Source organism: Photobacterium sp. BZF1 (genome assembly GCF_014349205.1).
Lineage (GTDB): Bacteria > Pseudomonadota > Gammaproteobacteria > Enterobacterales > Vibrionaceae > Photobacterium.
Window position 1 is genome coordinate 13,123 of the sequence record NZ_JACSOF010000079.1, and the last position, 16,424, is coordinate 29,546.

Genomic DNA, 16,424 nt, shown 5'->3' on the forward strand with positions numbered 1-16,424 from the left:
CCATTGCTATTTCTAAGGGGGAAGGTTGAAGGGGCGGTGCGCAAAGTGCGCACCGCAAATTACGACAATTACGATTTAGGTTTTAGATCAAGTACTTGAAGTAGGCGCTCTTGCGTATTGGTGATAGGCATCGGACGTCCTTTCGGATTGTTCTCGTCCCACCAACCGGTAAAGCGCGCAGTGTTGTACTGAGAGGTGTAAGCACCTGACATGACAGGGATAGTTACCTGGTTCTCAGCAATGATCTTCTGGATAGCGTGAGCCATCTTCATCTGCTCATCGCGGTCAGCGGTTTTGTAGAATCCGCCTAGCAAGTTATCCAGTTCTTCATTCTGCCAGTAGTGTAGGGCGAAGCGCGGCATGCCTTCGCTAGCCTGGAAGCGAGAGTGGTAAGCACTATCCCAGTAAGTGTAAGGGTCTGCACCGTGGAAGTAGTTGGTATATGCAACGTCATAGGTTGCATCTAGCATGGCCTGGTTGTAGACCGAGAAATCAGGTGTGCTAGCTTTCGCCTTGATACCGACTTCTTGAAGCATCTCAACACTTAGCTGAACGGTATTGTTGAAGTCAGTCCAGCCATTTGGTGACTGGATAGTCAACTCAATGCTCTTACCGGTAGGAGTCTCAACATAGCCGTCACCGTTGGTGTCTTTGAAGCCAGCCTTTTTCAGTAGTGCTTTAGCATTGTCGACATTGTAGGTCATGAAAGGCTTGTACTTCTCATGTACCGTCTCGTCAGACCAAGAAGCAAATGCCTGGCCTAGACCTGATGCGTAATCATTCACCACACCACCGCCGTAGAAAGCGATATCGATGATAGTTTCACGGTCGATAGCCATGGAGAAAGCGCGGCGGAATTCAATGTTGTTGATTGCTTCGTGGTTACCCTTGTTCGGCGAGTTGTAGTTCAACATGAACGCCTGCGTACCACCTGCAGGGTACCAGTACTTGTTGTCTGGGCTTGCTGCTGCGTAGGTGCTGTCGACATCTGGGATGAAGGCGTAGGTCCAGTCAAACTGGCCACTCAGTACCTGGCCAAGGAATTGGTCGTTACCACCAACCTGCGGTAGGCGTAGACAGTCAACGTCTAGGTTCGCGTTATCCCAGTAGTTAGGGTTGCGGCATTGGGTGTATAGCTGAGGTGTGAAGGTATCAATCTCGGTAAATGGACCGGTGCCGACTGGGTTTTCGTTGGTGAAGCGAGTTGGATCTTCTACTTTGCTCCAAACATGCTCAGGAACCACAGCAACTTTTGAGATCAGGTAAGGAACATTCGAGTTCGCTTCTGCTAGGCTGAAGGTCACTTTGTCGCCTTTGGCTTTGACGCCTTTCAGGCGGGCATTGATCCCGGTACGATCAAGCTCTGGGTGCTTTTTCAGCAACTCAAAGGTAAATGCCACATCCTTGGCAGAGAAGGTTTTTCCGTCAGACCATTTTACGCCGTCGCGAATTTCGAAGGTGACTTCCATCAGGTCATCAGACATGTAGTAGTCTTTTGCCAGGCGCATGACCGGCTCATTACCCTTAAGCTCGTTGAATACGACTAATGGCTCGAAGATAAAGTCATAGGTTGTATCTAGCTGAGTCTGTAGGTAAGGGTTAAAGTTACGTACAAAAGTTGGATAGAACTTAGGCACCATAGTTAGCTCGCTGCGCTCTGCAGCAGTCGCCACTGGGGCGGTTAACATCGTTGAAGCGGCTGCGACAACGGCGAGTGCTAACTGGGTTTTCTTTATATTGGCAAGCATAGCTGTTCCTTACTCTTTGCTTTTAGTTTCACTTATGGAAAAAGCCCCGCCTTCACGGGGAGGAAGAACCTACTTTGTACAAGCTGAGTAACGCACCTGAACAAATGGCCTTGTAGGCTCTGTGTGCCTTAAGGAAACTCCTGATTGTCAAAACGGTCAATCAGGCTGCCCGTTAAAATCGTTAAATTCACTTTTGCCTCCGTAAAAAACGTTAATAACGGACTGTGATCCGACGCTTGCCAGAGAGCTAACTGTGCTTTGGATCCCAATCTCTAATTTGTCGTTTCATACTGATAAAATTCACATTCACATTAAAACTTAATTATAACAACAACTTGCAGTAGTGTTGTTTTCCGCGCAATGTAACGGGAGGGAAATGGCCGCTTAATTCCCTGCGGAAAATTTATCTGTGCAGTTTGTTGTGATTACCTTCTCATAAACTGAAACTTTTCGCTGTGTAGAAGGAGAATGGCGATATTGGGGCGATTAATTGGGGGATTTTTCACCGCTGTTTTGGCTTAAAGCAAAGGTGTTTTTTGCAGTTTCGAAGGGATAATTCGGGGCAAAAAAAAGCCTGCAGGAAGCAGGCTTTGATAGGACTGGGAGCAGTGGCTATTGGTTGATGATATGCTGGAGCTGCTCTTTCATCGTCACTAGCTCGTTATGCGTTGTGGTATTGCGGGGACTTCGCTCAAGGACAAAATCTATGGTGCTGAGTACCGTTCGCCAGCGAGGCGTTTTCGGTAGGGTTTCCAGGTGCAGGTATTTGTCCAGCGTGCGTGTCTGCAGGGTGCTGCGGTCGAGGTAGACCCGCCATAACCCGCTTTCCTCTGCCAGCTCAAACTTGGTCTTCTGGGTCGATTCTTCCCATTGCTTCAATGTTGTCTTCATCACTTCGACAAGCATCTCGCGCAAAGTTTCATTCTTGCTCTTGCCATCGCCTTCCAGCTTATCCGCGATTGAGCTGAATTCATCCCCTAGGTGGCGGAGCTTTTGCAGGTTGTCTTTATTGCGGTTAAAAGCAAAACCGGAAAGCACCTCGACGGCATTTTCCAGCACCTCAATTCGATGGCTGCTGGTTTGCCCTTGGTTGTCAAAGATAAACATCCGCTGCAGGCCAGATTCCTCGGGGAGGTTAATGACATCGGTATTGAGTGATCTCAGGCTGTCACCAATCTTGAACATCAAGCTACCATGGAAGTGATGGCTTTGGCTGATATCCTGTGGCAGGTGTGTCGCCAAAATATCTTCGATATGGTGCCGTTCAACTTGTTCTGGTGAACGGTTGAAGAGTTTGCCCGCAGCATTATTGGCATAGCGTATGCGGCCACCGCTTTGGACACAGAGGATAGCTTCATTGGAAGACTCGAGTAAGCCAAGCAGGCGGTTTTGCGTTTCCAGTAGGCTATTTTCGACTTGTTGCCTGCGTTCTATTTCTTCGGCGAGCCGCTGGTTTTCTATTAGTTGCCGCTCAGTCTGGCCCGCTTTGAGGTGGGCGCCGATCCTTGCTGTGAGCTCTTCCTTATTGAATGGTTTGGTAAGGTAATCATTGGCACCGGATTCAAAACCACGGATCCTGTCCTGCACCTGACCGAGAGCAGAGAGCATGATGATCGGAAGATCGAGCATGCTGTAGTGCTGGCGCAATGTCTCACAGACCTCATAGCCGGACATTTCAGGCATCATGATATCCAGTAGCATCAGCGCTGGCTGGTGGCTTTCAACCATTTTCAAGGCTTGTGGACCGCTTTCTGCGGTGATCACCCGATAGCCCTCAAGGCGTAGGAAATTATTCAGCACCTGAAGGTTTACGGGCTCATCATCGACAATCAACAGCAGTTCACCCTCTGGGTTTTCCTCGATATGGTCGAGTTCGCAGGCCTGGGCTTCCGGTGATGGGATCTGGAAATGAATGCTGCGGTTGGAGAGATCGCTGCTGGCAATATCAGTGTCGGTCGCTAGGTTTAGGGTAAAGCTAAAGGTTGTGCCGATCATCGGTTGGCTGCTGACGTACAGGCGTCCTCCCATCAATTCAATCAATTGACGGCTGATCGATAGGCCTAGACCAGACCCCTGGCGGTAGTTAGCTGACTGGGTATTAGCCTGGATCAAAGGCTCGAAAATGTGCTCGAGCTGCTCAGCCGGGATCCCTTGGCCGGTATCGACGACCTGAATCCGAAGTTGGGATTCTAGGATGGTCGCGGAGAGAATGATCTTACCCTCTGAGGTGTACTTGATGGCGTTGCCAACCAGGTTATAGAGCACCTGTTCGAGTCGTTGCTCGTCACCCTGCACGAGTGGCAAGTCGTTAGGGATCTGGTTGATGATGCGAACGGGTTTGCTGCCGAGCAGGTGGCTTGATAGCTCCAGCACCAACCTGGCGGCGGAGGCGACATCGACCGCATGGTGCTGGATATCTAGATCGCCGTAACGCATCTTGTGGTAGTCAAGCAGATCGTCGACTAAGTTGGTTAGACGCTGGCCGCTGTTGATCATGATTTCAAGCTGGCGGCGCTGTGAGTTTTGGACCGGGCCGTTGACACCAGCAAGCAGTGACTCGGCAATACCAACCATACCATGGAGCGGGGTACGCAGTTCATGGGAGGTGGTGGCGAGGAATTCATCCTTGAGCTTATCGGCCGTTTGCAGCTCTTTGTTCTTCTGTTGGATGATTTGCAGGTTCTGCTCTAGCTCGGTGTTTTGCTCGCGGATCAGGGTCATTTTTTCCCTTACCGAGGCCTGCATGCGGGCAAAGCTGACGGCCAGGCGGCCAATTTCATCACTGCGCTCAGTGCCCTCTATTTTCTGATCCATATCACCGGCGGAGACTTGCTCTGCTGCCCAAGTGAGGCGGAGCAGGGGAGCGGTGATAGAGTTTGACAGCCAGTGGGAAGCGATAATCACCAGAACGATGGCCGTTAGCATGGCAACGAAGAAAATCACTTCAAGCTGGCGGATCCGGGCAAAAGCTTCTTCTTCAGGGAGCTCGACAACCAGCGCCCATGGGCTGTCCATAATGGTCAGTGGAGAAAAGGCACTGAGCACTGGGACACCGTTAAAATTAGCAAAGCTGCCTACACCGCTGTCACCTTCAAGCGCCCTGTTGATGCTGTTACTGGAAAATGATGCTGGGTCCTCGCTAGAAGTTGGTAACCTGGAGCGGTGATCCTGCCCGACTAGCAAGGTTTGGACGGAATAGGAGTTATTACCGGTATCACTCAGGAAATCACGGATAGACTGGTTACTGAGCTTGAAGAACACATAGCTGTGTAGGTACCCCTGCTGGATGATAGGTGCGGCAAACCAAGCGGCAAGATCGGCCTCGCCCTGAGACTGGCTGAAGTCGGTAAAGGCAACCGGGACTTGGTCTGTGGCACTTTCCGATTGTTCGGTTTTTTGCTGGATAGCTGAGAACGTTTGGCTTAGTGCTGGATATGCTTGTGCCGCGTGGGGCAAATTGATGCCAAATATCTCTGGGGTATTGGCGGCATAGACAATATTGCCATTGATGTCCACCAGCAAGATATCACTGAACGAAGAGCGTTTGAGGTATTCCTCATAGGCCCAATTATACCGTTTGTACATCAGCCGGTAGCGCTCATGGCCGACGTAATTGCCGGTGTCTTGCTCCCCAAGGGACTTGTTCGTCAACGTTTCCGTGTAGTACTGGCTTCTGCCTGTTTTGTGCAATACCTCTGAGATGTCACCAAGCTGGTGGTAGGCACCGACCAGGCCATAGAAACGGCCACCACTGGCGTTGGCCAGTTCTGAGCGGGCAAAACTCTGTACCTCCGACTCCCGGCCGGCAAAGAAATTGTTGAGTTGTTTCTTCTTGTTATCGAGCAGGGACGCTAAGTGATTGGTGCTCTGTTGCGCCAGATCTTTGGTATGGGAGTTGAGGAAGAATAGGGCCGACAGTATCAGTGGGGTAATACTCAATACTAAAAAAGCCAGCATCAAGGTGTGCTGGAGACGCTTTAAACGGGTAGTCTGCTGCATTCCGGTGCCTGAAATTACCTGTGGGACAAGCTGCTATCAAGGTAACACCTTGATGTTATTGGTATAGGTGTTAATGGCTTCCGTAAAATTGTCAAAAGTAACGGTTCAATGATGCGGAAAATTCACCATAACCATCAGTTATACTGAGTTTTTTTGTGGAAGCAAGAAAGTGGGGGCGGAAGCGTGTGCCGACACACAGATTTGACGTATTTACCGTCAGTCGTGGATAAAGGATTAAACAAAACAGGCCGTTTTGTCTGAAAAGTTGGGCTAAGGCCGGGGGTTACCCGGCCTCGAACAGTCATTTTTTTGCAGTGTAAATACTAAATTTATTGTTTTTAGCCGTGGTTTCGCAGCTGCCTAGGCTTTCCTCGATAAGAGGTGGGTAGCGCAGGAAACTATTGGCAACAATGATTAACTGGCCTTCGTTTCTAAGGTACTGCGGCGCCTTGGCAATAAAGTCTTCAGTCGCGGCGTAGAAGGTTTTCAGCCCAGCATGGAATGGCGGGTTGCTGATCAGGTAGTCGTATGGGCCTTTTAGCGATGCGTAGACATCGGTGGCGGTAAAGGTCGCCTCAAGCTGGTTTTCCCGGAAGGTTTCCTCAGCAGAAGCAATAGCCAACGCACTGATATCACACAGTTCCAATTCGATCGATGGGTTGTTGGTTTTCATTACCGCACCAATAACGCCGGCACCACAACCGAAATCTAGCACGCGGCCTTTTAGTGATGGCAGAGTTTCCAGCAGCAGTTTTGAGCCTTGGTCGAATTCACCGTGGCTGAATACACCCGGCAGTGAGCGGATCGTTAATTCAGCACCTGCGATGTTCAGCGGGTAGCTGCGGAACCAGTCATTAATGTCGAAAGCTGGTGCCTGGGTGTCACAACGGCCCCAGAAGAAGCTACAGCGGCGGGCCGAGTCATACTTGGTCAGCTTACCATAAGGTGCGAACATCTTTTCTGCACTGCGCACACCGCTGCGGTTTTCACCCACGACACAGATTTCAGTCTCCGGGCCAAATTTCGCCAGCAGCATCGCCAGCAGGTATTCGGCTTCCGCTTTGGCTTTAGGCCAGTATAGCAAGATCATATCGATATCGGCTTCTTCGCTGAACTCAGCGCCGAAAGCGGTGTGGATATTGCTGTAGGCAGCCATACGGCGGGCATAACCGTAATTGGTGGTAAAGATCGTTACCGATGCCGCAGTCTGTGAGAGCTCATTGGGAAAGTTGTCATCGAGCTCACCGGCCACAAGGACTTTGCGGTTCTCAAAAAACTCTAGTTGGCGGGCAGCAACCTGACTAGCAGTACTGTATGACATAACGACCTCAAGAATGGATGAAAGCTGTGTTGGGGCGCGAATTGTTCCACAAAATAGCAGATAAGAAAAGCCGGGCTGGGGCTGGCGCCCCAGCCAAACAGATTAATGGTGGTCCTGGTGTTGCAGGAAGTCCTGGAATTCGGCTTCGTAGAGTTTGAACAGTACCAGGGTAACAGCAAAGATGATCGGGCCGTAGATCAGGCCAATCAAGCCGAACACATGCAGACCACCAATGATGGAGAAGAAAATCAGCAGGGTACTCATCCCAGAGCTGCCTTGCATCAGCAGTGGACGCAGGAAGTTATCGATAGAGCCGACGACTACCGCTCCCCAACCTGCCAAGAAGAGTGCCCATTCCCATTTGCCTATCAATAGCAGGTAGATACTGGCGGGTAGCCAGATCAGCGCTGTACCGACAACGGGAATCAATGAGGCAAACGCCATCATTGAACCCCAGAACAAGCCTTGGAACCCTGCCATCCACATAGCAAAACCACCGGCAAAGCCTTGGGCAAGGGCGGTGAGGAAAGAGCCGAGTACCGCAGACTTGGCCACTTGCTCAACTTCATTGAGGACGGCATCTTCCTGGCTGCGAGAGAGTGGCAGTACGTGGCGGATGGTCTGGACGATCTTGTCATGGTCGCGGAGTAGGAAGAACAATACGAACAGCATCAACATAAAGTTGATCAGGAAGTTGGTGGCATCTCCCAGCAAGCGGGCACTGACATTTAGCAGTTGCGCACCGAACTTGGAGGAAGCCGAAGCCACTTTCTGGACCATAACCTGGGTATCGACCGGCTCGAACGGTGAGTACTTTTCAATAAGCGAGAGAAGCTTGACCACATAAGGGTGAGCGAGCACCTCCTGCACCCCGCCGGAAGTTAACCATGTATAGCTCTCTTTGGAAAAGGTCGTGCCCTGGTGGATGATTGAGCTAAATACCACCAGCATCGGGATCACTATGATGAAGGTCAGTAAGGTGCAGGACAGTACCGAAGACAGGTTAGGCGAGCGAGGCAGCAACCTATCCAGCTTCAAATGCAGCGGGTAATAGAGCAGTGAGATGATAAAAGCCATCACAATAGGGCCGATATATGGCTCAATCAATGTGTAGCTGGCATAGGCAGCCAGCGCCAACGCGGCAATAAGCATCCAGTGGCGAGATTCAGCTTTGAATGGTTTGGGCACTTTGCATCCCTTCTCGATAGTTTTAATGAGGCTGATGTTGCTGTCTGGTATTATGATTGCACCACATTGCTTACGAGGCAATCGATAATATCTATCTGATTTCCAGCGAGGAGGTATGACGATGGGGTGTTGTGACAGCGGCTGTGAGACCAAGAAAAAAAGGCGGGTCCCGCTGGCGGTTTTGGTCTTGGCAGCACTGGTCGTTTTGGCGCTTGTCTTTTGGCAGTGAGGCGCAGAGTCGATTTTAGACCGGCCAAAAAGCAACAAGCCGCTCACTGAGCGGCTTGTGTTTATTGTGCAGGTTGCCTGCAAACAGTTACTGCGGGGCTAAATTACGCTGCAGCTTCTTCTGCTAGTGTCTTGAAGGCATATTCAGCTGCACCTAGTGTGGCTTCAATTTCCTTGTCGCCATGGGCTAGTGAAGTGAAGCAAGCCTCGAACGCAGAAGGTGCAAGGTAAACGCCTTTCTCCAACATCAGGTTGAAGAAACGCTTGAAGCGCTCGATGTCGCACTTAGCAACATCATCGTAGCAGTTCACCGCTTCTTGGTCGGTAAAGAAGAAGCCGAACATCGCACCCACCTGGTTGGTTTTCAGTGGGATACCGTATTTATCAGCCAGAGACTGGAAGCCTTCAGCGAGGCGTTGGGTGGTGCTGGCAAGCTGTTGCTCGTGGCCTTCTTTGGTCAATACGCTCAGGCAAGCGTGGCCTGCAGCCATGGCTACAGGGTTGCCTGATAGTGTTCCTGCTTGGTAAACAGGGCCGGTTGGGGCAACATATTCCATCACTTCACGACGACCGCCGAAAGCACCAACAGGCATACCGCCACCGATCACCTTACCAAGTGTTGTCAGGTCCGGCTTGATGTTGTAGTAGCCCTGTGCACCACCGTGAGATACACGGAAACCTGTCATCACTTCATCGAGGATCAGCAAGGCACCAAACTCGTCACAGATCTCACGTAGGCCTTCAAGGAAGCCCGGTACTGGCGGAATACAGTTCATGTTGCCGGCTACTGGCTCGACAATGATACAAGCGATCTGCTCTGGGTGCTCAGCAAATGCCTCGCGTACAGAATCTAGGTTGTTGAAGGTGCAAGTTAGCGTGTGCTTGGCAAAATCAGCAGGTACACCTGGCGAACTTGGCTGGCCAAGGGTCAAGGCACCGGAGCCTGCTTTCACCAATAGGCAGTCGGCATGGCCGTGGTAGCAGCCTTCGAACTTGATGATCTTGTCACGGTTAGTGAAACCACGAGCCAGGCGGATAGCACTCATGGTCGCTTCGGTACCCGAGCTCACCATACGAACCATTTCCATCGACGGCACCAACTGGGACACCATTTCAGCCATGGTGATTTCCATCTCGGTTGGGGCACCAAAGCTCAGGCCCTGCTGGGCTGCATTGATGACTGCATCGCGGATAGCGACATGGTTGTGACCAAGGATCATCGGACCCCACGAGCCAACATAGTCAATATAGGCTTTGCCATCGGCATCGAAGATGTAGGCGCCGTCTGCGCGCTCGATAAATAGCGGGCTGCCGCCTACGCCTGCAAAGGCACGGACTGGTGAGTTAACGCCACCAGGGATCGTCTGTTGCGCTTTGGCAAATAAATCAGCTGACTTGCTCATTGTGATGTCCTGTTATTGAAGATTGTCCGATTTGAACTGTCGGCATTGTACCTAGGCTAATGGGGGCTTTCAATTGGGTGCTTAGGGAACTATGGGCCAGCTCAAGGCATTGCGGGGCACAAAAATGCTGCGCAACACTGCAAAGCTAGTTTTCAACATTGAATATGTAAAAAAAACAACCAGTCAGCTATGCTTTCCAAAGGTGTATCCACCCCTTTCCATTGTTTCCCGGCTCCGGGATGACTTCATATTTACGGCATTGTTGATGACAGAGAATAACCAAGGCACCCCTGCGCCTGAAAGACTGCAGCCGAGCGGGCTGGTCCGGCGCTTTTTATCCCGTGACAAAACCCCAGTATCCGTCCTTTTCCTCTCCGCGCTGGTTGGCCTTGGGGCAGGTTTGCTGTCGACCTTGTTTGAGATTGCCGTGCACTGGGTATCTGAGCAGCGTACGGAATGGTTGCGTCATGAGATCAGCAATATGCTGCCATTATGGTTGTCGGCCTTCTTGATCAGTGCCCTACTGGCCTTGGTGGGGTATTACCTGGTCCATCGTTTTGCCCCCGAGGCGGCGGGCTCGGGGATTCCGGAGATTGAAGGGGCGATGGATGACATCCGCCCTGTACGCTGGTGGCGGGTACTGCCGGTTAAGTTTATTGGTGGCCTTGGGGCGCTTGGCTCTGGCATGGTATTGGGCCGTGAGGGGCCTTCGGTGCAAATGGGCGGCAATATCGGCCGGATGGTTTCCGATTTGTTCCGCCTCAAAGATAAGGAAGGCCGCCACGCACTGCTTGCATCCGGTGCGGCGGGTGGTTTGGCTGCAGCATTTAATGCCCCGCTGGCAGCCATCATGTTTGTGGTTGAGGAGATGCGGCCGCAATTTCGCTATAGCCTCATTTCGATTAAGTGCGTGATGATCTCGGCCATTGTGGCCAATATCGTGTTCCGTAGTATTTCTGGCCAGCAGGCTGTGATTACCATGCCGCAGTATGATGCGCCGCTGTTGCGTTCATTGTGGTTGTTCTTGTTGCTTGGCATGGCCTTCGGCATTTTCGGGGTAGTATTCAATAAACTGGTCACCATGACCCAGGATATGTTTGCCCGTATCCACCGCAATAACCGCCGTCGTTATTTGTTGACCGGCACCCTGCTCGGGGGGACTTTCGGTTTACTTTTGTTGTATATCCCTGAGTTGACCGGTGGCGGGATCAGTTTGATCCCAAGTGCGACCAATGGTGAGTACGGCATCAGTGTGTTGCTTATCTTGTTCTTGGCCCGGGTGGCGACCACCTTACTGTGTTTCGGCTCGGGGGCGCCAGGTGGGATATTCGCGCCAATGTTGGCGCTGGGTACCCTGTTCGGGACATTTTTTGGGGCGGTTGCCCAGCAGTTGTTCCCTGAACTGGGCTTGCAGCCGGGTATGTTCGCTATTGCAGGTATGGGCGCGCTGTTTGCGGCAACGGTGCGGGCCCCGATAACCGGTATATTGCTGGTGATCGAAATGACCGACAATTACGATTTGATCTTGCCATTGATCATCACAACCTTGGGCGCAACCATGCTGGCACAGGTACTTGGCGGTAAGCCAATTTACTCCCAGCTCTTGCATCGGACCATAGAAAAGGAAAAAATGGCAAACAGAGAGCAGTCTACGGTGGTCAATACTTGAACGAGATAGTCAGGTATTAGATAATCACAGCTATGACCGAGAGTATTTGAGAGGTTTTTAATGAGCGATGCTAATCTGCCGCTGAATTTTTCTGATGTTGCAGCGAACAAAGTGAAAACGCTTATTGCCGAGGAAGAGAACCCGGAGCTGAAGCTACGTGTTTACATCACCGGCGGTGGTTGTAGTGGTTTCCAGTATGGTTTTACTTTCGATGAGAAAGTAAACGAGGGCGATACCACGATTGAAAAAAGCGGCGTCACACTGGTTGTTGACCCGATGAGCCTGCAATACCTGATCGGTGGCACGGTTGATTACACAGAAGGGCTGGAAGGTTCCCGTTTCTTTGTAAACAACCCGAATGCGACAACCACATGTGGTTGCGGTGCATCGTTCAGCGTCTAATTGAGTCATCGGTGATCGGGTAGATTACCGCTGCACAGGCGAATAAAAAGCCGCTCCCGAAGGGGAGCGGCTTTTTTATTGTGGTTGGCGGTTAGGTGCGATTGCCAAGTAGCGGGCTGTTGTCGGCAATGAACTGGCTGAAGTGGTTCAGCTGTGCCATCCGCTCTTTGGCATACTTCTGGAATTGGGTCTTTTCCTTGCCACTGAGCGAGCGGGCTTGGGGCAGCTTAACCGTCCTCGGGTTCTTGTGTACGCCGTTGACCAAGAACTCATAGTGCAGGTGAGGGCCAGTGACCCGGCCAGTACCACCTAGCGTACCAATGGTTTGCCCCTGTTTGACGCGCTGGCCTGTTTTGACCTTGCGCTTGGTCAGGTGGAGATACTTGGTAATGTAGGTCGAGCTATGGCGAATGAAGACATAGTTACCGTTGAACTTGTTGTAGCTCGATTGCATGACCACACCGTCACCGGCTGCCCAAATAGGGGTGCCGACTGGGGCAACGTAGTCTGTACCCCGGTGAGGACGGACTTGCCCGGTAACCGGGTGTAGGCGGCGCGGGTTGAAATTGGAGCTGACATAACGGAAGTTGATCGGTGAGCGGAGGAAGGCCTTGCGCATGGCCTGGCCTTTCTCGTCATAGTATTTGCCATCTTCACTGCGGATGGCGGTAAAAGTTTGGCCTAAGTTCGTGAAGGTTGCAGCAAGGACATTGCCGCGGCCGATAGGCTCACCTTCCACCAGGCGCTCTTCAAATAGCACCGAAAAACTGTCACCGGCACGGATATCTAATGCGAAGTCGATATCCCAACCGAAGATCCCAGCGATTTCCATGATTTGGTTGGCTGTTAGCCCGGCTTTATCGGCGGCATTCCAGAAACTAGAAGTGATCACGGCTTGGGCAAAATTGAGCTGAAGGTCTACGTCTTTGCTCTCTTTGTTCGAATAGTAGGTATCAGCAGTACGGGTGATCACCAAGCTGTCGGTCGCACTCTGTGGTTGGATCAGCTGGACCAATTGATTGTCTTCGTCAAAACCAAAGCGCAATTTGTCGCCCGGACGAAGGCTGGTTAAGGTTTTGGTGCCTTCATCGGCATTGACCAAGCGGTAAAGGGTCGCAGGCGATAACCCCACTTTGTTGAATACCACCGCCAGGCTTTCGCCAGATTGCACCTCGTGCTCTTTCCACTTAAGAGCGGGAACCATGGGTTTCTCATCGCCTTGCATTGGCCGAAGTTGGTCGGTATCAAGGGAGATTTCCAGCGGGTAGAGCTTGCCTATTTCGAATTTTCGCTCAGGGTGTCCACTGCTTCCTGAACTCGGCCATAATATTAACACCACGAGCAGCGTGCTGATCACGGTGATGAGAGTCTGGTGCATCCTTGGCAACCGGCGGAGTATCGGTACTTGCATGTGGTGTTTTTTTGCGATTTCGTAAAAAATAAGACAACCCTTAGTCTAACTGGTTTCAAAAAACATCGCTATTCAAGTAAGATTGAGGATTATTACTTTTTTGCCAATTCTGTGGGAGCGAACAAGAATGGCCAGCATTGAACAAGCTTTAGCTGAAATTAAGCGTGGTGTGGATGAGCTGATTCCGGAAGAGGAGCTGATTGCCAAGCTAAAAGAGAACCGTCCTCTGCGAATCAAACTCGGTGCCGATCCAACTGCACCGGATATTCACCTGGGTCACACGGTGATCCTGAACAAACTGCGTACGTTCCAGGAGCTAGGCCATGACGTCACGTTCCTGATCGGTGATTTCACCGGCATGGTGGGTGACCCAACAGGTAAAAATACGACCCGTCCACCGCTAACACGTGAAGACGTTCTGCGTAATGCAGAAACTTACAAAGAGCAGGTTTTCAAAATCCTAGACCCAGCCAAGACCAAGATTGAGTTCAACTCTAGCTGGCTGTCAGACCTAGGTGCAGAAGGCATGATCCGCCTAGCAGCAAACCAGACTGTTGCCCGTATGCTTGAGCGTGATGACTTCAAAAAGCGTTACAACGAAGGCCGTCCAATTGCGATCCACGAGTTTATGTATCCACTGCTTCAGGGCTATGACTCTGTAGCCATGGAGACTGATGTTGAGCTAGGTGGTACCGATCAGAAGTTCAACCTACTAATGGGCCGTGAACTACAAAAAGCCAATGGCCAGAAGCCACAGGTTGTCCTGACTATGCCACTACTGGTTGGCCTGGACGGCGTGAAGAAGATGTCTAAGTCTGCCCACAACTACATTGGTGTGACAGACGTACCAAGCGAGATGTTCGGCAAGATCATGTCTATCTCTGACGATCTAATGTGGAACTACTTCGAATGCCTATCTTTCCGTCCGCTGGAAGAAATTGACCAGTTCAAGGCCGACATTGCTGGTGGCCGTAACCCTCGTGATGTGAAAATCTTGCTGGCGAAAGAAATCATTGCCCGCTTCCACAGCGAAGCCGATGCCGATGCAGCCGAGCAGGAGTTCATCAACCGCTTCCAGAAAGGTGCGATGCCAGATGAAATGCCTGAATTCGAATTCGAAGCCGGTATTGCGATTGGTAACCTGCTGAAAGACGCTGGCCTGGTTAACTCCACCTCTGATGCGATGCGTATGATCCGTCAGGGCGCTGCGAAAATCGATGGCGATAAGATTGAAGATACCAAGTTGATCCCTGAAGCGGGTACTGCGGTCTACCAGGTTGGTAAGCGTAAGTTTGCCCGTGTGACCCTGAAGTAATCCACTTCCGCCTTAGACAGTAAGAAGGTGCCCTGTTGATACAGGGCACCTTTTTTTATTCCCGTCGTTTCTGAAGGAGGCTTAACGACTCCCTTCAGGCAGCAAGGCGCGCGAGCAATGAGTCAACTGAGACTGGGTATTCGGGATAAGGGAAATATTGGTAGAGGTAGGCGCAGCTGTATACCAATTTGATGTCATGATCATCAACGCTGGCCTGCACCTGCTCAAGCCATGCCTGCCATTGGACAGGGGAGGGAGTAGGTAAAGGTTGAAACTTGCCGGGCGATATAGTGTCAGCTCTTGAGGCACAAAGGGCAGCAATGTAGGCTTGCCAGAAGTAGTTTACCACCAAGTCTTTATGTTCAATCAGGGGCATGAGGGTATGCAGTGCTTGCAAGCCGGTCACGCCATGTAACAAGGTAAAGTTACCGGAAACCAGGTAGAGCTGGATGCTGCTTTGGGCGATGAAATCCAAGTTGACTCCAGCAGGGTTCGCCGAAATCTCATGGTATTCAGGGGTGGTGATAAGCTCGTCGATTCTGTCAACGATGTTACCGGGCTGGAAAGGGTAGCCATTGAAACGCTCGAAAGCTATTTTTAGCTGCGTCTCACCCTGGTATTTGGTTGTGACTTGCAAGGGCCCGAGCGGCTGGAATTCACTCGCCCAATAGGCTAGTGCTATCGCTGTTTCTTCCTTGTCTTGTATCTGAACGGCATAGCTGAGACGGATAAGGGCATGGAAGGCTGCAGTCGCGACTCCTGGCAGCAGTTGAGGCAAGGCATACATGACTGCTTGCTCGAGCCCCTTTTGTTCAACCAGTTGGCGATATTTGGCCAGGAAGTCGGGAAAGTGTTGTTTGTTGCCCAAAACAGCAATGCTGCTTTTGGGTGCTGGTGACAGTTGGCGGATGGGTTCTAGCCTTGGCGTATAGTCTCGGTAGAATGCCTCTAGTTGTGAGTCAGTCGAACCACAGAATGAAAGTGCGGCCAGCGCCATTGGTAAATGGTTGGATAAGCCATCTTGGTAGCTGGGATCAAATTGTTGTCCTTGCCTAATCAGTTGCAAGGCTTTAGGGGAGATAGGTTGAAACATCTTGCGACCTCTTGTTAGAGGCGGTTATCAAGCCATGGCTTGAACAGCAAACCGTTACTCGTTATATAGGAAAATTGTACTATGAGTGTTACTGGCTATAGTCATTGCGCTGGCTGTTGTCTTGGCTCAGGTATTCGATAAATTCCCACTCAATCCCGTTGGGATCCCAGAAATAAACCCGCTTGCGCCAGGGGTGCGACGTCTCCATCTCATTTTCTTTGTAACCGGCTGCCAGCAGGCGGGCGCGGATCGCTTCTACATCTTCACTTACCAAGCCGATATGGTTGATACCGCTGTCTACGTATGGGGTACGGTCGACCGATGTCCGCTCGACGACTTCCTGTAGCGCGAGGTAGCTTTGCTCTGTCCCGATGTGGCACCAGCGGTAGCCATTACTCTCGCCGCAGTGGCGGACAGCAAAGGCCGGTAGGGCGGTCTGAATGAATGCGATAGTGTGGTCAATATTACCGACGGTGATATTGGCATGTTCAACGTAGGGGATCATAGGCACCTCTTTTTAATTAAATAAAGTTTTTTGTTTATTTAAATATAGAATGTGGATGGGTTAAGTAAAGTTTTTTGTTTACTTAAAGGGGGTGAGACACAAAAAAACCGCCAGTGTGGCGGTTTTTATGCAAGAGCACGAA

Annotated in this window: 11 protein-coding genes; 3 read left to right on the plus strand and 8 right to left on the minus strand. The window is 51.1% G+C overall.

Annotated features, from left to right (window positions below; translation table 11 throughout):
* Nucleotides 1-68: 68 nt before the first annotated feature.
* From BIZ37_RS17590 to hemL, 5 genes are all read right to left on the minus strand, one after another.
* Nucleotides 69-1,748, minus strand: coding sequence for an ABC transporter substrate-binding protein (locus BIZ37_RS17590; protein ID WP_187462587.1), 1,680 nt, complete (start codon nucleotides 1,746-1,748; stop codon nucleotides 69-71).
* A gap of 612 nt (nucleotides 1,749-2,360) precedes the next feature.
* The gene (locus BIZ37_RS17595; RefSeq protein ID WP_187462588.1) at nucleotides 2,361-5,747 is read right to left on the minus strand and encodes a response regulator; all 3,387 of its coding nucleotides are present in this window, start codon (nucleotides 5,745-5,747) and stop codon (nucleotides 2,361-2,363) included.
* A gap of 301 nt (nucleotides 5,748-6,048) precedes the next feature.
* Nucleotides 6,049-7,068, minus strand: a complete 1,020-nt coding sequence (gene rsmC / locus BIZ37_RS17600) for a 16S rRNA (guanine(1207)-N(2))-methyltransferase RsmC (protein WP_107301346.1) — start codon at nucleotides 7,066-7,068, stop codon at nucleotides 6,049-6,051.
* Between the two features lie 102 nt (nucleotides 7,069-7,170).
* Nucleotides 7,171-8,256: an AI-2E family transporter gene (locus tag BIZ37_RS17605; protein WP_187462589.1), complete on the minus strand. Its 1,086-nt coding sequence runs from the start codon at nucleotides 8,254-8,256 to the stop codon at nucleotides 7,171-7,173.
* 332 nt (nucleotides 8,257-8,588) lie between these two features.
* Nucleotides 8,589-9,887, minus strand: coding sequence for a glutamate-1-semialdehyde 2,1-aminomutase (gene hemL / locus BIZ37_RS17610; protein WP_107301348.1), 1,299 nt, complete (start codon nucleotides 9,885-9,887; stop codon nucleotides 8,589-8,591).
* A 265-nt stretch (nucleotides 9,888-10,152) separates the two neighbouring features.
* On the opposite strand from hemL, the gene clcA reads away from it, so the two are divergent.
* Entirely contained in the window at nucleotides 10,153-11,556 is a 1,404-nt protein-coding gene (clcA, locus tag BIZ37_RS17615; protein WP_187462590.1) for a H(+)/Cl(-) exchange transporter ClcA, read from the plus strand.
* Nucleotides 11,557-11,616: 60 nt separating this feature from the next.
* Nucleotides 11,617-11,958, plus strand: coding sequence for an iron-sulfur cluster insertion protein ErpA (gene erpA / locus BIZ37_RS17620; protein WP_107301349.1), 342 nt, complete (start codon nucleotides 11,617-11,619; stop codon nucleotides 11,956-11,958).
* Between the two features lie 91 nt (nucleotides 11,959-12,049).
* Here erpA and BIZ37_RS17625 read toward each other — a convergent pair whose 3' ends face one another.
* Nucleotides 12,050-13,369, minus strand: coding sequence for a peptidoglycan DD-metalloendopeptidase family protein (locus BIZ37_RS17625; protein ID WP_187462591.1), 1,320 nt, complete (start codon nucleotides 13,367-13,369; stop codon nucleotides 12,050-12,052).
* A gap of 127 nt (nucleotides 13,370-13,496) precedes the next feature.
* Between BIZ37_RS17625 and tyrS the strand changes: the two genes are divergently transcribed.
* Nucleotides 13,497-14,684 (plus strand): tyrosine--tRNA ligase, encoded by a 1,188-nt coding sequence (tyrS, locus tag BIZ37_RS17630; protein WP_187462592.1) that lies wholly within the window; start codon nucleotides 13,497-13,499, stop codon nucleotides 14,682-14,684.
* A gap of 94 nt (nucleotides 14,685-14,778) precedes the next feature.
* Here tyrS and BIZ37_RS17635 read toward each other — a convergent pair whose 3' ends face one another.
* The gene (locus tag BIZ37_RS17635) at nucleotides 14,779-15,777 is read right to left on the minus strand and encodes a questin oxidase family protein (protein WP_187462593.1); all 999 of its coding nucleotides are present in this window, start codon (nucleotides 15,775-15,777) and stop codon (nucleotides 14,779-14,781) included.
* A gap of 88 nt (nucleotides 15,778-15,865) precedes the next feature.
* Nucleotides 15,866-16,282, minus strand: a complete 417-nt coding sequence (locus BIZ37_RS17640) for a VOC family protein (protein WP_187462594.1) — start codon at nucleotides 16,280-16,282, stop codon at nucleotides 15,866-15,868.
* Nucleotides 16,283-16,424: the final 142 nt, after the last annotated feature.

Excerpts from the sequence above, each read along its gene's own strand:
- BIZ37_RS17590 (WP_187462587.1), bottom strand. The coding sequence starts at position 1,748 with ATGCTTGCCAATATAAAGAAAACCCAGTTAGCACTCGCCGTTGTCGCA.
- BIZ37_RS17595 (WP_187462588.1), bottom strand. The coding sequence starts at position 5,747 with ATGCAGCAGACTACCCGTTTAAAGCGTCTCCAGCACACCTTGATGCTG.
- rsmC (WP_107301346.1), bottom strand. The coding sequence starts at position 7,068 with ATGTCATACAGTACTGCTAGTCAGGTTGCTGCCCGCCAACTAGAGTTT.
- hemL (WP_107301348.1), bottom strand. The coding sequence starts at position 9,887 with ATGAGCAAGTCAGCTGATTTATTTGCCAAAGCGCAACAGACGATCCCT.
- clcA (WP_187462590.1), top strand. The coding sequence starts at position 10,153 with ATGACAGAGAATAACCAAGGCACCCCTGCGCCTGAAAGACTGCAGCCG.
- erpA (WP_107301349.1), top strand. The coding sequence starts at position 11,617 with ATGAGCGATGCTAATCTGCCGCTGAATTTTTCTGATGTTGCAGCGAAC.
- BIZ37_RS17625 (WP_187462591.1), bottom strand. The coding sequence starts at position 13,369 with ATGCAAGTACCGATACTCCGCCGGTTGCCAAGGATGCACCAGACTCTC.
- tyrS (WP_187462592.1), top strand. The coding sequence starts at position 13,497 with ATGGCCAGCATTGAACAAGCTTTAGCTGAAATTAAGCGTGGTGTGGAT.
- BIZ37_RS17635 (WP_187462593.1), bottom strand. The coding sequence starts at position 15,777 with ATGTTTCAACCTATCTCCCCTAAAGCCTTGCAACTGATTAGGCAAGGA.
- BIZ37_RS17640 (WP_187462594.1), bottom strand. The coding sequence starts at position 16,282 with ATGATCCCCTACGTTGAACATGCCAATATCACCGTCGGTAATATTGAC.